Origin of the sequence: Streptomyces sp. NPDC051963, from assembly GCF_044593495.1 — a bacterium.
In the GTDB taxonomy this organism is placed as follows: Bacteria; Actinomycetota; Actinomycetes; order Streptomycetales; family Streptomycetaceae; genus Streptomyces.
In genome coordinates this window covers 298,301-312,163 of the sequence record NZ_JBIUCC010000003.1, presented here as the reverse complement: position 1 = coordinate 312,163, position 13,863 = coordinate 298,301, and the positions used below count along the sequence as shown (strand labels likewise).

Here is a 13,863-nt window from a genome sequence, read left to right as displayed (position 1 = left end):
ACAGAACCGTCAGCCGTCCGATTCCTGTCGCTGGAGCCCGTTATGCCGTCCGAAGAAGATACCCAGATACCGCTGCTTTCGAAGTACGACGAATGGCAGAAGGCGGTCAAAGTACTCACTGGGTACGACGCTCCACTCATCGAGGATGTCTTCACGGACAAGCTGATAGGCAACCAAGACATTCCTCTGATGTACGTCGAGATTGAGACGATGGACAAGGTCGAAGTCGTCGATGCGTCGGAGACGGCTTGGATCGGCGAAAACTCGCTCTTTGATGTCAACACGCTGGACATCACCATCCCGTTCTACAACGACATCGACGGGGAGGTGAAGTATCAGAAGGTTAAGATCCGGCTGCTTGGTGACCGGGACTCTGGGTATGCGCCCGTTGGCGGTGTGAAGGCGGGGAGTGAAGGGAAGCTTCCCGACACGGATGAGAATACCGAAGGCACTTCCTGGGATACGTACGCCCTGAATCGGTATGCCTACGGCACGGGGAGGGCGCTGGAGGCGCTATTCCGGCACGAGCACGGCACGAAGGGCTTCGCCTGGGGCGGGGATGGTGTCGGAATAGAGGATACCGTTGACCTCAGTACCTTCGAAACGGCTGCCCTGGCGTTCGACCACGTACAGAATTTTGTCAACGGGCGGATGAACGAGCTGCACGGGTGGGAGAAGATTCTCGGTACGTACGAGAACGATAACTGGCGGGGCTATGCGGCCGGCGTCTGGTGGGAGCTGGTCCATCTTCTGGTGCGGCGGTACGAACGCCTTGCCGAAGATATGGAGAACACTTCCGGTAAATCCTTCGGATCAAAGCAGGGGGCCGCGATCCGGCATGCCGGTGACGTAGTCCGCGAGGAAGCGCAGAAGCTGCACAACGTGTGGGTGACCTGGGCCAATGAGAGGAGCAACCCGTTGCGTTGGCTCAGTGACATCCTCGCACAGATTATGGACTACGTGTGGGATTTCAACATCACTAAGATCTCGTATCACGACGCCGAATTCGGAAACCCGTCTGCCCATGCGAACGCTGGCGCTAACGGCGAAGGCGCAACGGGCAACAATTATACAACCGACCCCGGTTTCAGTGACGAAGCAGTCAACGAGTTCGGTAATTCCTACGGCCCGCTCGACTCCATGTCGACCTGGAAGAAGGTCGGTGGAGCGGCGAGGCAGCGTTGGTGGAACGACGTCCGCGAAACGCTGGGTACAGCCGCCGAAGACGCCATGCGGAATGTGCAGCGGGCGTGGGCGGACGCGGGCCTGGACATCGGGGAGATCCGCCCGCCGCGGGCCGACGACCTGGAGGCGGCCTTCAAGGAAGACAAGGCCTACAAGGACCAGAAGGACGCCCAAGACAAGCAGGACGATATCGCCGAGCAAAACCAGAAGAACATCGACGACATGAACGCGGCGAACGAAAAGGCCAGGCAGGACGCTGAAGAGGATGCCGCCAAGGCCAAGGCCGCGGCGGACGCACAGCGCGAGGAGGACCTGAGGCGCCAGGAGGAGGAGCAGAGACGGCAGGACGAGATCCGGAAGGCGCAGGAGGCCAAGGCGGACGCACAGCGCGAGGAGGATCTCAGGCGCCAGGAGGCGGAGAGGGAACGGCAGGACCAGATCCGGAAGGAGCAGGAGGCCGAGCAGGAGCGGCAGCAGAAGGAACAGGAGGCGAAGCAAGAGGAGCAGGAGCGGGAGGCCGAGCAGGAGCAGAAGGAGCAAGAGGCCAAACAGGAAGAGCAGGAGCGGGAGGCCGAACGCGACCAGGCGGAGCAGGAGCGGAAGGCCGAGCAGCAGCAGAAGGAGCAGGAGGCCAAGCAGGAGGAATACCAGCGCAGGCAGGAGCAGATGCAGCTCCATCAGATGGCCCAGCAGAGGGCCATACAGGAGCAGCAGCGGAAGGAGCAGGAGAAGCAGCAGAAGGAGCAGGAGGCGAAGCAGGCGGAGCAGGAGCGGGAGGCCGAGCAGCAGCAGAAGGAGCAGGAGGCGAAGCAGGCGGAGCAGGAGCGGGAAGCCGACCGCGAGCAGGCGGAGCAGGAGGCGAAGCAGGAGCAGCAGCAGAAGGAGCAGGAGAAGGAGCAGGCGGAGCAGGAGCGGGAGGCCGAGCAGCAGCAGAAGGAGCAGGAGGCGAAGCAGGAGCAGCAGCAGAAGGAGCAGGAGGCGAAGCAGGCGGAGCAGGAGCGGGAGGCCGAGCAGCAGCAGAAGGAGCAGGAGGCCAAGCAGGAGGAGTACCAGCGCCGCCAGGAGGAGCAGCAGAAGGAGTACCAGGAGCAGCAGCTCAACCTCCAGCGGGAACAGCAGCAGCAGGCCGAGGACCTGGTGCAGGACCAGAACGAGATCACCGGCCCGGTCAACGGCGACGACTCGCTGACGAACCCGGGCGGCAGCGACTCGCATCTGGATGAGCACGGCCGCGTCGTCACCGAGTACCCGGACGGCAGCACCACCACGATCGACCCGCAGACCCAGACCGTGACCGTCACCAACCCTGACGGCTCGACCTCCTCCGGCCCGTTGAACTCGGGCGACGTCTTCACCAACCCCGACGACAGCGTCTCCCACCTCGACTCGCAGGGGGAGGTGGTCACTGAGTACCCGGACGGCAGCACGACCACCGTCGACCCGCAGACCGGTGCCACCACGTTGACGAGCCCGGACGGCACGACGACCTCGGGATATCTCAACGGCGGTCCTGGGAGCGAACTTCCGGGTTCGGGCTCGCAGGGCGACTACGAGGGTTCCCAGGTCGGGGGCGTAAACGACCTGGGCTCGTTCAACGGCGCGCAGACCCCGGAAGAGGAACTGTACGACCCCAAGAACGGTGGATCCAACGGGCAGGAAGGGAGCGGCATCGGCGCGCCGCCCCCCTCGACCCAGGGCGTCGGCGGCTCTCCCGGCGGAATGCCGTTGAACCAGGGGATGGGTCCCGGCCGTGGTGGGGGCGGCGACGGCGGCCCCTCGGAGCGCACCCGCAACGTCATCGACGGCGGCGAGGTCGTCAGCAACCGCAGGCGGCCCGCCGCTGCCCGCGCGGGGAACGGGCGTTACGACGAGCGCGAGGCCGTGATCCATACCAGCGGCGGTACTCCCTTCGTCCCGCCCATGGCAGGCGCGGGCGGTGGGCAGGGCGAGCAGAACCGGCAGCAGACGGAGAGCGGCGACCGGGAGCGCGACGTGTGGGCGCCGGAGGACGAGGACGTATGGGGCTCCGACGAAGGGGGCGCACCGGCGGTGATCGGACGATGAATGACCACGGGAAGCCCAGGGAGAGGAAGCTGTGATGGCGGGAAACCCGCAGGAATCGCTTGAGGACCGCATGGCCAGGGCGCGGGCCTATATGGAGGCGACCCGGGCGGCTATCGCCCGCGCCGAGGACGACCTGCGGACCACCTCCGAGACAGTGCGCTCCAAGGACCGCGTTGTCGAGGTGACTGTCGGAGCGCAGGGCGAGCTGACCGGACTGAACTTCCCCGACAACAAGTTCGCCGCCATGACAGGTCCGCAACTGGCGGCCTCGGTGCTGGAGGCGGCCAACGAGGGCCGTCGGCGGGTCGCGGAGCGCGTCATGGCGGCCTTCGCCCCGCTGACGCAGCCCAACCCCGGCCTGCCGGACGCACCGGGAGTCGAGGTCGACTGGGAGAAGATCTTCGGCTCGGCTCTCTCCGGCGGCCGGCGCGCGGGCGGCGGCCGGACCAGGGACCGGCTGCGGGACGAGATCCACGAGGACGACGCCGACCAGACACCGGGGGGCCGGGCATGAGCGTGTACCGGGTCGATCCTGACAAGGGACGGGAGGCCGTGGAGAATTTCCGCAATTCCCTGAAGGAGCGCCTACAGGAGATGAAGTCCCGATTCCAATCGGAGGCCGCGGAGTGGAGGCCGGCTTTCGGGAGGGACGACGATTTTTACTGGAGAGGGTCCACGGAGTACGACAAGCAGAACGATGGGATCACGAGCGTCCACGAGCGCCTCGATGAGGTGATCGACGGTTTCGCATCCGCCGCGAATGAGTTCTTCAACAGCGCAGATGAGGCCAATATCGACGCTGGGGACATGATCGATGATGCGCGGCGGAACAGCGTCTTGCCGGATCCGTCTGGCGATCCCGGTGGCGGGGGCAGGCGCTAGATGGCTGGCAAGTACGACTACGAGGCCTGGACCGAAGAGGAGCGGTACTGGTGTCTCATCCTGATCGGTGACATGCCACCCCAGGGCCTGCCGGACATGATGTTTGGGAGCCGGCAGCTGTACGACATGTCGGCCGAGGACATGACCGAATTCGAGGAAGTTCTCCGGCAGGCCGTCGGAAAGATCATCGACGAAGTCCCGGACGAGATGGGCGATTCGTTCAATCAGGTCCTCGACCAGTTCTCGGGGATGTTCGACGACTTCAGACGTCAGCAGAGGCAGCTCGCCGACAACCAGATCCTGCTCTCCCAGCAGCTGCAGAACGCGAGGTGGCAGATCTATGCTGAGATCGCCCGCCTGATCGTCGAGCTGGCGATACTCGCGGCGCTGGCCTACTTCACGGGTGGCCTGTCCCTGTCCCAGGCCGCCTGGGCCAGGGCGCGCGCCGCACTCGGGATCACCATGGCGGTGGACCGGCTGCTGAACGCCGTGCCGGTCGTGCCGAGCCTCACGGAGATGCTGGATGAGTCGATCCTGGACTTCTTTGTCCAGGAGGCCCAGAGAAACATTCCTGAGCCCATACGGCGGCTGAAGAGGATCGACTGGGGGCAGGTCTTCGCGGCCGGAGCGATCGGCGCCCTGACCGGAGCGTTCACGCACTGGCTCATGGGGCTGGGCGACGTCATCAAGGACAAGCTCTCCGATTACTTCAATAACAACTTCGGGAAGGACGTGTTCAGCAAGTTCGACAGGGACAGCTTCCCTGACGAGTTCAAGGACAGCAAGTTCTTGAACGGCCCGGATTTCGGCAACTACTTCAATAAGCCGGATCCGGGTCCGAACGCCGTCTACGACGTCGGTCAGATCTTCGTCGCGCAGGGCATCGGAGAGGGCGCGGCCGAATACATCGGCGTAGGGCTGATATACAACGACTGGAACTTCAAGTGGGAGACCTTCCTGGGTTCCGGGTCCAGCGGCAACATACAAGCCGGCCTCGCAGGGGGCATCGCTGGGAATCCCAATTGGGGAATGACGGGCGCATTTGTGTGGCTGCATCATAAGTCATTCCCAGACGGCAACATATTCACCGAGTTCTACATGAACAGCTTCTACCCGGGCGGCTCGAACGGCCCGGGCGATGCCGGAGGAGGCGTGAACGGGGTCGGCGGTTCCCAGCCGGGGACCCAAAACCTACCGCTCACGCCTCCCCCCGCATCGCCCGACCTGCTGCCCACATCCTCATCCCCGGACAACATTTTCAACGGCAGCAGCCCTCCGCCGCCTGACTCGTTCACCCCAGCGGATCCTCCGCCGCTGTACAGCTCGCAGGACTCCGCTCCGCCATCCCCGGAGCAGGACGCCTTCCCGACCCCCGAAGCCCGGGAGTACAGAGCCGAGATCCCGGCGCCCGCGCCCCCCGGTTGGACGAACACGGCCTCGGCCTTCGGGCCAGGGAGCCCGGGGCTGCCGCAGAACGTCAGCCCGCCCGTCACCAAGGACTTCGGCGACTACGCACCGTACGACGACCTGCCCGACGCGGATGGGGCCCTCAACCTGCTGCCCGAAGACGCGGACGTCAACGCTTACAACCCCGCCGATCCGCTGTCCAGCCCCGGCGCCCAGGACCTAGCAGACCTGAAGGGCGACAAGAACCTCCTCGCACCGGGAACCGAATCCCCGCCTCCCTCCGCACCCGGCCGCGGTGGTGGCCCGGAGAGCCAGTCGCTCACCTCCGGTGAGGACGCGGCGCTGAATCCCGAGGGCGACGTCGCTCCTGGCCCGGGCGCTACACAGCAGTCGCCGGGCCCACCCGGCAGCCAGCAGCCTACGGGGCAGCCTGGCGGCCAGCAGCCGGGGAGCCAGCAGCCGGGGAGCCAGCAGCCGGGGAGCCAGCAGCCGGGGAGCCAGCAGCCGGGGAGCCAGCAATCCGGTGGCCAGGGCAACCGCGCCCCAGGGCAGCCGGATGCCCCTGCCTCCCGCCCGGACGCAGAGCAGGACGCCCACCAGGGCCCGCAGGCCGGAGAGTCCGAGGACACGGCATCAGAGTCCGAGGACACGGCATCCGTGTCCAGCTCGTCGAGCATCGACAGCTCCGAGATCCCGGGGGCTACGGGCGATGCCCAACGCCATTGGATCGCCCAGCGGTTGACGGCGGAAGACCTGACGGCGGACGGTCGGGACGATGGCGCAGCGCTGCTCGACCCGCACTCCACGGTGACCCTGCAAGAGCTGGAGTCCGCCGGGGTGATGAACAAGCGCCGGCAGTTCGCGGCGACCATGGCCGGCGACGGCCTCCTGTCCGTACGCGAAGCGGGGCTGACGCCGCTGGAGCAGGCGCGGCTGCTGCTCATGGCCCGGTCCGGCGCCGGCCCCTGGACCGGGAAGCTCGACGCCATCGCGGACCGGGTGACCCAGCGGATCTGGCAGCAGGCGTACGCGGACTTCGCCACTTCGGCCCCGGCGGACGCCACCCCCGCCGACCTCGCCGACGCCTGGGCAGCCGTCGTCTCCCGCCACGGAGGCGACACCTTCCGCGACGCGGTCCGACCGGTCGTCGGCAAGGCGCTGACGCACAGCCGCGACGCAGACCCGGAGGCGGACGCGACGCCGCCGTCGGCCCCGGCCCCGGCCACGGCACTCCTGGACACCGTCCGCGCGAGCCTGGGGCTGGCCGAGCCCATCGTCACGCCGCCGACCGCGATCGTCACCACGTCCTCGAACCCGGACTCCGCCACGTCCGCTGCCCCAGTCGAGACGGACGCCGGGGAGACGGTGGCTCTCGCGCCCACGGGCGGCCGTCACACATCCCCGACTGCGGCCCAGCCGGCCTCCGCGCGGCCGACGGCCGGAGGAGTCCCCTCGTCCCGGTCTTCCTCCGGTCCGGAACGGCGTGCCGCTGTCTCGACTGACGCCGTACGGGAGGTGGGCCGCCGTATCAGGGCGGCCGTTCGTGGGGCGGGGGGTGACCTGTTCCTGGGCGGTTCCATCCGGGAGCGGGTGCAGTTCGGGAATCCCTTCCCCTTCGACAAGCTGTACTTCCACTTCGCTTCCCCGGCCGCCCCCTCCCTGGACGAGATCAACCAGGCTATATCCAGGGAGTTTCCTGGTACGTCGGCGAACGCGCTGCGGCTCACCGAGAGCGGGCAGCTCTTCGCCGGCTCGGTGAACGGCGTCATGGTCGGTATCGCCACGTCGGGTCCCGCGTACGCGAATGCCGAATCGGCCGAAATCGACGGCTTCCTGGTGCCGTCCCAGAATGAATCCCTGGCAGATACCGCGCTTGCGCTCGCGACCAGCCGCAATGCGAGGTGGCGTGAACGTCATCTGTTCGATCTGCTGGTGGGGCTCGGGAAGACGGACTCAGCTGACGAGCTGCCCGGCCTTCTTGAGGGCCTGAGAGGGGAGCGCTACCGGGCCGCGGGAGGACAGTGGGCCGCCCCCACACTCAGCGTCGCCCTCTACGAGCAACTGATGGAGGCGGAGCGCGATCCCGCGAGCCGGACGCAGTTCGATGACCGCTGGAAGTCGCAGGGGGTGCCCGAGAACGCCCGGCGACGCCTGCTCGGATTGCTGGATGCTTTCGTGGCCGGGTTGCGGCGTTCGGACGCGGTGGCTTCGGATCCAGTGCACGGGCTCGTTCCGCGTCTTGTGGACATGTCGCAGGAGGAACGTAAGCGTGCGCTGGAGCTGTCGCCTGCTGACCACCGCCGGCTCGTGTTCAACCGCTTCCTGATGGAGCCGCTGGTCGATTCGCTGACCGACGGGCTGAAGAAGAGCAAGCTGTCCCGTGATGAATTCGCCGAGACCGCGGCGTATCTCATGGTGCAGGTGGCGGCGGGCGCGGAACAGCCTGCCCCGGAGGGGCAACAGGCGTCCTCGGACGTGGTGCGGACGACGGAGGCGCGGCGGGAGGCGCGGCGGCAGGTTGCCCTGATGCTGCGCAATCCGAAGGTGGTGGCGAAGCTCCTGAGGGGCGGGCATCACGTTCTGGTCGTCCCTCGCCACATGCCGATCACCGCATATGAACCCTTCCTCGACCAGGCCGGTATGTCGGTGCGAGGCCAGCAACTCGATACGGTGCGCGGCCTGGCACACCGCGACAGGGGGGTCGCGGGAGTGGCGGAGGAGCGCCTGCTCGGCGAGTCCAACCTGTTCGGAGCCGAGGGGGAGTCCGATGGCTATGCAACGACCGTGCACGAACTCGCCCACGTCATCCACTGGTTCGCCCTGAACAAGCGCCAACAGCGCCGAGTCAGCATGGCGTTTGACGCGGCTACTGGCGAATACGGTGCGTTGTACCCTGACGGTGTTGAGACCGTTCTCGACGAGGACGGTAATCAGGTGGGGAATTACTCAAGGACCAACCGGATTGAATTCTTTGCGCAGCTGAGTAACCTCTACCTCGGAGTGAACAAGGGGACGGACCCGGCTTCCGGTCAGATGCGCCACAACGGCGGGCCGGATTGGGTGCGAAGGCACTATCCTCAGCTCTTCCCGCTGATGCAGTGGCTGTACGGCAAGAAGCCGGCGCAACTCGAGTCGGTCAATCCGGTCCACGCCATGCGCGCAGAGGACGATGCCCTGGACGGGTTCCGGCAGCTGTGGGACCAGGCGGAGGGCGAAGCGGAGGTCGAGGCGCAAGCCACTCCGCAGACGCCGCTGGACGTGGGCCGCCGTATCAGGTCCGCCGTGCGGGGCATGGGCGGTGACGTCATTCTCGGCGGGCCCGCGAGGGAACGGGTGCAGTTCGGGAATCCTCTTCCGATCAGGGGCGTGGGGTTCCAGCTCGTCTCCCCGGCCGGTCTCTCTCTGGATGAGATCAACCAGGCCGTATCCAGGGAGCTTCCAGGAATTCCCCCGGACGCGCTGGCGCTCGCCCCGAACGGAACCGGGTTCACCGGAACGGTCAACGGCGTAGAAATCCGTATCTACATCTCTGGCCCCGAATACTCCGAAACCACCGAGGTCGACGGCTACCTCCTGCCGTCCGGGAACCACTCCTTGGCAGACACCGCGTACCTAGTGGCGACGAGCGGCGCCGGGCAGGTGCGTGAGCGGCACCTGTTCAATCTTCTGTGGGCGCTCGGTCAGGCGCGTTCCAGCCGCACGCTGCCACATCTCCTTGAGGGTCTGCGAGGCGCGAACTTCCGTGCCGCGAACTTCCGTGCCGCGAGGACGTCTTCGTTCGCTCCCACCCTGGCCGCCGCGCTCTACGAGCTGCTGGGGCCAGCAGTGGCGGACTCGGCGGAGCGGTCGCGGCTCAACACAAGCTGGCGGCAGCTCAGGGTGCCCGAGAAGAACCGGCGGGCACTGCAGGGGATGCTCGACGAATTCGTGGTCGAGCTGGGCCGCACGGCTGCAGTGGCCTCGCGGCCTGACGACCCGCAACACGCTCTTAGGGTTCCCGAGGACACCATCCTGGACGTGGGTCGCCGTGTCAGGTCCGCGGTCCGAGACCTGGGCGACGAGGCTCTCCTCATCCGGCCTGTCAACGGAAGGGTGCAGTTCGGGAACCCGCTCCCGTTCCACTGGATCGGCTTCGAACTCGTCGCCCCGCCCGACCGGACTCTGGACGAGATCAACCAGGCCGTTTCCCGGGAGTTTCCCGGAACATCTCCGAACGTGCTCACGTTCGCCAGGGACGGGAAGACGCTCCTCGGCGAGGTATATGGCGTTCAGTTCTCACTGGCAACCTCAAGCCGCGTGTCCGCGGCGGCCGGTAACGTCGAAATCGACGGTTTCCTCATGCCGTCCGAGAACGAAACTCTCACGGACACAGCACTTGAGCTGGTAACGACCCGCGATGGCCGTCTGCGCGAGCATCTCCTGTTCCACCTGCTGTGGGGAGTCGGGCACAAGGGGTCCAGCCGCGATCTGGTGCGTGATCTGGAGAGGCTGGGTGGTCAGCGCTTCCGTGCCGCGAGGAATCCTTGGAGCGCCCCCTCGCTGACCGTTTCCCTCTACGAGCTGCTGGCGCCGGGCGTGCGCAACCAGGAAGCCAGGCAGAACGCTATTCTGACCTGGGCGAAATTTGAGATGGACCGGGACGACCGGCGGCGCCTGCTCGGGGTGCTCGATGCTTTCGTGGCCGAGCTGGGACGTTCGGACGCGGTGGCTTCGGATCCGGTGCACGGGCTCGTGCCGCGCCTTGTGGACATGTCCCACGAAGAGCGCAAACGCGCGCTGGAGCTGTCGCCCAATGAGCACCGGCGGCTGATGTCCAGTCTCTTCCTGACGGAGCCGCTGGCCACCTCGCTGACGGATGGGCTGAAGCAGAACAGGCTGTCCCTTGATGAACTCGCCGAGACGGCGGCGTATCTCATGGTGCAGGTGGGGGCGAGTGTGCAGCGGCACCTCTCGGAGCCGGGGCGCCCCGCTCCGGCGCTGACGCAGCCGTCCTCGGACGTGGTGCAGACGGCGGCGGCGCGGAGGGAGGCGCGGCGGCTTATAGCCGTGATGCTGCGCAACCCTGACGTCGTGGAGAAGCTTCTGAAGGGCGGTCGCCATGCCCTGATTGTGCCGCGCCATCTGCCGATCACCGCCTACGAGCCTTTCCGGCAGCTGGCCGGTGAGGCCCTGCATCATGGCGGGATCATCGATCTGAACCGTGGCGCGACGCATAAATCCGAGGGAGTTTCGGCAATAGTTGAGGAAAATCTTCTCGGTGAACTCGACTTGTTGAAGCACACCGCTCAGGCGGATGGCTATTCCTCGGTCATGCATGAAATTGCCCATCTCATCTACTGGTTCGCCCTCAGCGATGAGCAAAAGAGTGCCATCAAACAGGCGTTTGACCAGGCGACCACGGAGTACGGGGCGCTGTACCCGGACGGCGTCGAGGCCGTTCCGGACAAGGATGGCAATCAGGTAAGGAATTATTCGAGGACCAACGCAGATGAGTTCTTCGCGCAGCTCAGCTGCCTGTACCTCGGCGTGAACCGGGGAATGGCCTCCGGCCAGATGCGGCACAACGGCGGGCCGGACTGGGTGAAGCGGCACTACCCGGAGCTCCTCGAACTGATGCAGGGGCTCTACGGCGCGGAACCGGAGCCACTGGAGTCGGTCAATCCGGTGCACGCCACGGAGGCCGAGGAGGATTCCCTGGACGCCTTCCGTGCATTGTGGGCGGGGGCGCTTCTGCCCGGGCCGACGAGCTTCAGGTTCACCGGCGGGGTTTCCGAGCTCACCCGAGCCCAGCTTGAGCGGGTACGGAAGCTGGCGGGGGAGATCGCGGAGGCCTCCGAGCCGAACGTCCCGGCGGGCGTTCCCGGCCCGCGTCTCGTGGTGACCGGCTATGGAGACGATGGCCGCCCCTCCCGTTCGGGCACCGCCGGGCAGCGCGCCGCGGCGGTCGCCCAGGCGCTCCGGGAACAGGGCGTGCCGGACGTGTTCACAGTCGAGGTGAGCGAGGAGACACGGCCGGAAGGTGCTACACCGTCGGGCGGCCCGGGACGGGTCACGGTCGACATTCAGATGCGGTCCGACACCGCGGCGGTCGTCCGCCTGGACCAGCCGCGGCTGGCCGATCCGGACCTGGACCGATCAGCGGAGATGGCAGCGGATGCGGCCGATACCGCCCCCCCGACTGCTCCCCGCGTGCGGCCTGCGGAGTCCGGGCCGTCACCGGCCGGCGAGTCGGCCCGTCGGCCTCGCCCGCAAGGCACCCGGCGGCCCGTGCTCACGCGGCCCGTGGACGGTGCGCCGCAGAGTGCGAGGACGAATGCGCCCCCGGCGGGGTCGCCAGCGCTCGCCGCAGCGCTGCCGCCGTTCGCGCAGTCCTCCGACACGTCGTCGCACCTCGAAGGCAAGGGCAAGGGGCGCCTGGTGTCGGGGGATCCGGACCCGGCTCCGGACGACACCCTCGGTGTGGCCGCGGGCGAGGACGAGATCACGGCTGCCGTGGAGGAGTACACGGACGCGGTGCAGGCCTACGGTGCCGCCGTAGCCGCGGAGAATGCGGCGGCGAGGCGTATGACGCCGGGCAGTGGCAGCGGCACCCCCGGCAGTGGCGTCCCGGCCGTCCTCGCGGCGGCCCGCGCCCGTGCGGTGCAGGCGTACGGCAGGAGGTCCGCGGCGGAGGACCGGCTGCGCGTTCTGGGTATCGATCCCGCGGGTGTGGGGGCGGCTGAAACGTCCGCGATCGTGCCGCGTGTCGCCCATGATGAGGGCGCACGGCGGTGGATCGCCGCGCAGGTCACGACGGCGGATGTGCCGGAGGACCTGGGGGAGATGGGGGCCTGGGGGCCGGCTTCGGGTGTGCTCGCGCCGGTGGAGCGGGTGCGCGCGATGATGGTGCGGCCGGGGCCGTGGCCCGCTGTGCTCGACGTCGTGGCCGCGAACATGTCGCGTAGGCGGTGGAAGGAGGCGTACGCCCAGTTCGCGCGGGCCGCGGCGGGGCCTGATGGCGGGCGGCCGCGGGAGGAAGGGGCGCGCCTGTCCGGGGTTTGGTACACCGCGATGAGCCTGGTGCTGCCGCTTGAGCTGCACCCGGTGGCGGCGGATGCCTCGTATGCCACTGAGCCCTATCTCGACGCCGTCCAGCAGGTCGCCGGGCTGCTGGCGGCGGGCGGCAGCCGCGGCGAGGCCAGGGCCCTGGCCGATCGCCATCGGCGCGACCTCGGGCTGCCCTTCCGCGTACGCGGCGGCGCGCTCGCGTCATCCGATGCGCCGGGGCCGTCCGACACAGCGGCGGCCGCCCGAGCCCGCCTGGACGAGCTGCGCCAGGCCGACCCCGACCTGGCCCCAGGCCCGCTCGACCTGACGCCGCTGGCACGCCGGATTCTGCACCTGGCCCCTTCCGCACCGGTGGACGCATGGGAGCACGAGGCGGTGCTTGCCGAGCTGTACGGGGTGGTAGACGCGGCGGTGCTTGATGAGCTGTACGCGGTGGTGGCCGAGGCGATGGCGGAGGGCCGCGACCGGAGCCTGGCGTCGCTGGCCGCGTTCCACGCCGCCACGCGGGGCCGCTTGCTCGCCCCCGAGTATCTGCTGATCGAGCCCAGCGGCAAGGTGGTCGGCCGTAGCTGGACTCGGCGGCACGCGCTTGCGCAGGTACCGCCCAACGACATGACCGGAAGTGACGAGACCTACTGGTTGGAGGCGGAAGGCGGCCGTGACCATGTCGTGGTCCCGTGGCCGGACGGGAAGACCCGCCGGATTCCGGGCGACGAGCTGACCGAACTGCTCGCCATGGACAGGGAGTTGATCAAGCGGAGCGCCCGGGCAGATGTGCAGCTGTTCGTGCCGAACGCGGGCGCCGGCGGCCTGGAGATGCCGCGCGGCATGTCGTTCGGGCTCTCGCCGCGCAAGGTTCTCGCGCACAGCGGCGTCCCACGGCTGTTCTTCGACAGCAAGAGGCAGCGGTACCGGCACGATGTGGTGAACCTGTCGACGCCACAGAAGAAGATCCCGCTGGGCGACTGGGTGAAAAGCATCCCGACCGACCTGGGGCCGAACGGTGACTGGGCCAAGCCGGGGGACGGGTCCATGGTCCTGCGCGACGGCTCCAGACTGATGGACCGGCACCTCAAGAGCTTCACCCTTACGGATCCCGGTACCTGGCGGCCCTGGGGCCGTGCCATCTTCACCGACGCCGATATGCACGACCGGCAGGGCTACGCACGAGATGTGCACAACCTGGACGTGTACCAACTCGATCCGGTCACTGGCGAGCTAATCGGGCCTCCCGAGGACGGTCTGTGGGCGGAGCTGGAGGAGGAGTTCTACCACCTC

General features: G+C 67.5%; 4 protein-coding genes (1 of these 4 running past the window's edge). All 4 read left to right on the top strand.

The genetic code is table 11. The features are described from left to right. Positions 1-42: 42 nt before the first annotated feature. Tightly spaced (at most 34 nt apart), the 4 genes in view from ACIHFB_RS13730 to ACIHFB_RS13715 form a layout consistent with a single transcriptional unit that may run on beyond the window. Positions 43-3,249, top strand: coding sequence for an AAWKG family protein (locus tag ACIHFB_RS13730; protein WP_400126878.1), 3,207 nt, complete (start codon positions 43-45; stop codon positions 3,247-3,249). 34 nt (positions 3,250-3,283) lie between these two features. Continuing rightward, a complete protein-coding gene (locus tag ACIHFB_RS13725; RefSeq protein ID WP_365280225.1) occupies positions 3,284-3,763 on the top strand; it encodes a YbaB/EbfC family nucleoid-associated protein in 480 nt (159 codons plus the stop codon). Continuing rightward, positions 3,760-4,131 carry a hypothetical protein gene (locus ACIHFB_RS13720; protein ID WP_365280222.1) on the top strand — a complete coding sequence of 124 codons (372 nt, stop codon included), beginning with the start codon at positions 3,760-3,762 and terminating at the stop codon, positions 4,129-4,131. Before ACIHFB_RS13725 ends, ACIHFB_RS13720 begins: the two co-directional genes overlap by 4 nt. Continuing rightward, positions 4,132-13,863: the 5' end (the start) of a lonely Cys domain-containing protein gene (locus ACIHFB_RS13715; RefSeq protein ID WP_400126877.1), read on the top strand. It continues 43,491 nt past the right edge of the window; only the first 9,732 of its 53,223 coding nucleotides appear in the window; its start codon is at positions 4,132-4,134; its stop codon lies beyond the right edge, outside the window.

What these genes read in the sequence shown, in the direction of transcription:
- ACIHFB_RS13730 (WP_400126878.1), top strand. Translation starts at nt 43, where the DNA reads ATGCCGTCCGAAGAAGATACCCAGATACCGCTGCTTTCGAAGTACGAC.
- ACIHFB_RS13725 (WP_365280225.1), top strand. Translation starts at nt 3,284, where the DNA reads ATGGCGGGAAACCCGCAGGAATCGCTTGAGGACCGCATGGCCAGGGCG.
- ACIHFB_RS13720 (WP_365280222.1), top strand. Translation starts at nt 3,760, where the DNA reads ATGAGCGTGTACCGGGTCGATCCTGACAAGGGACGGGAGGCCGTGGAG.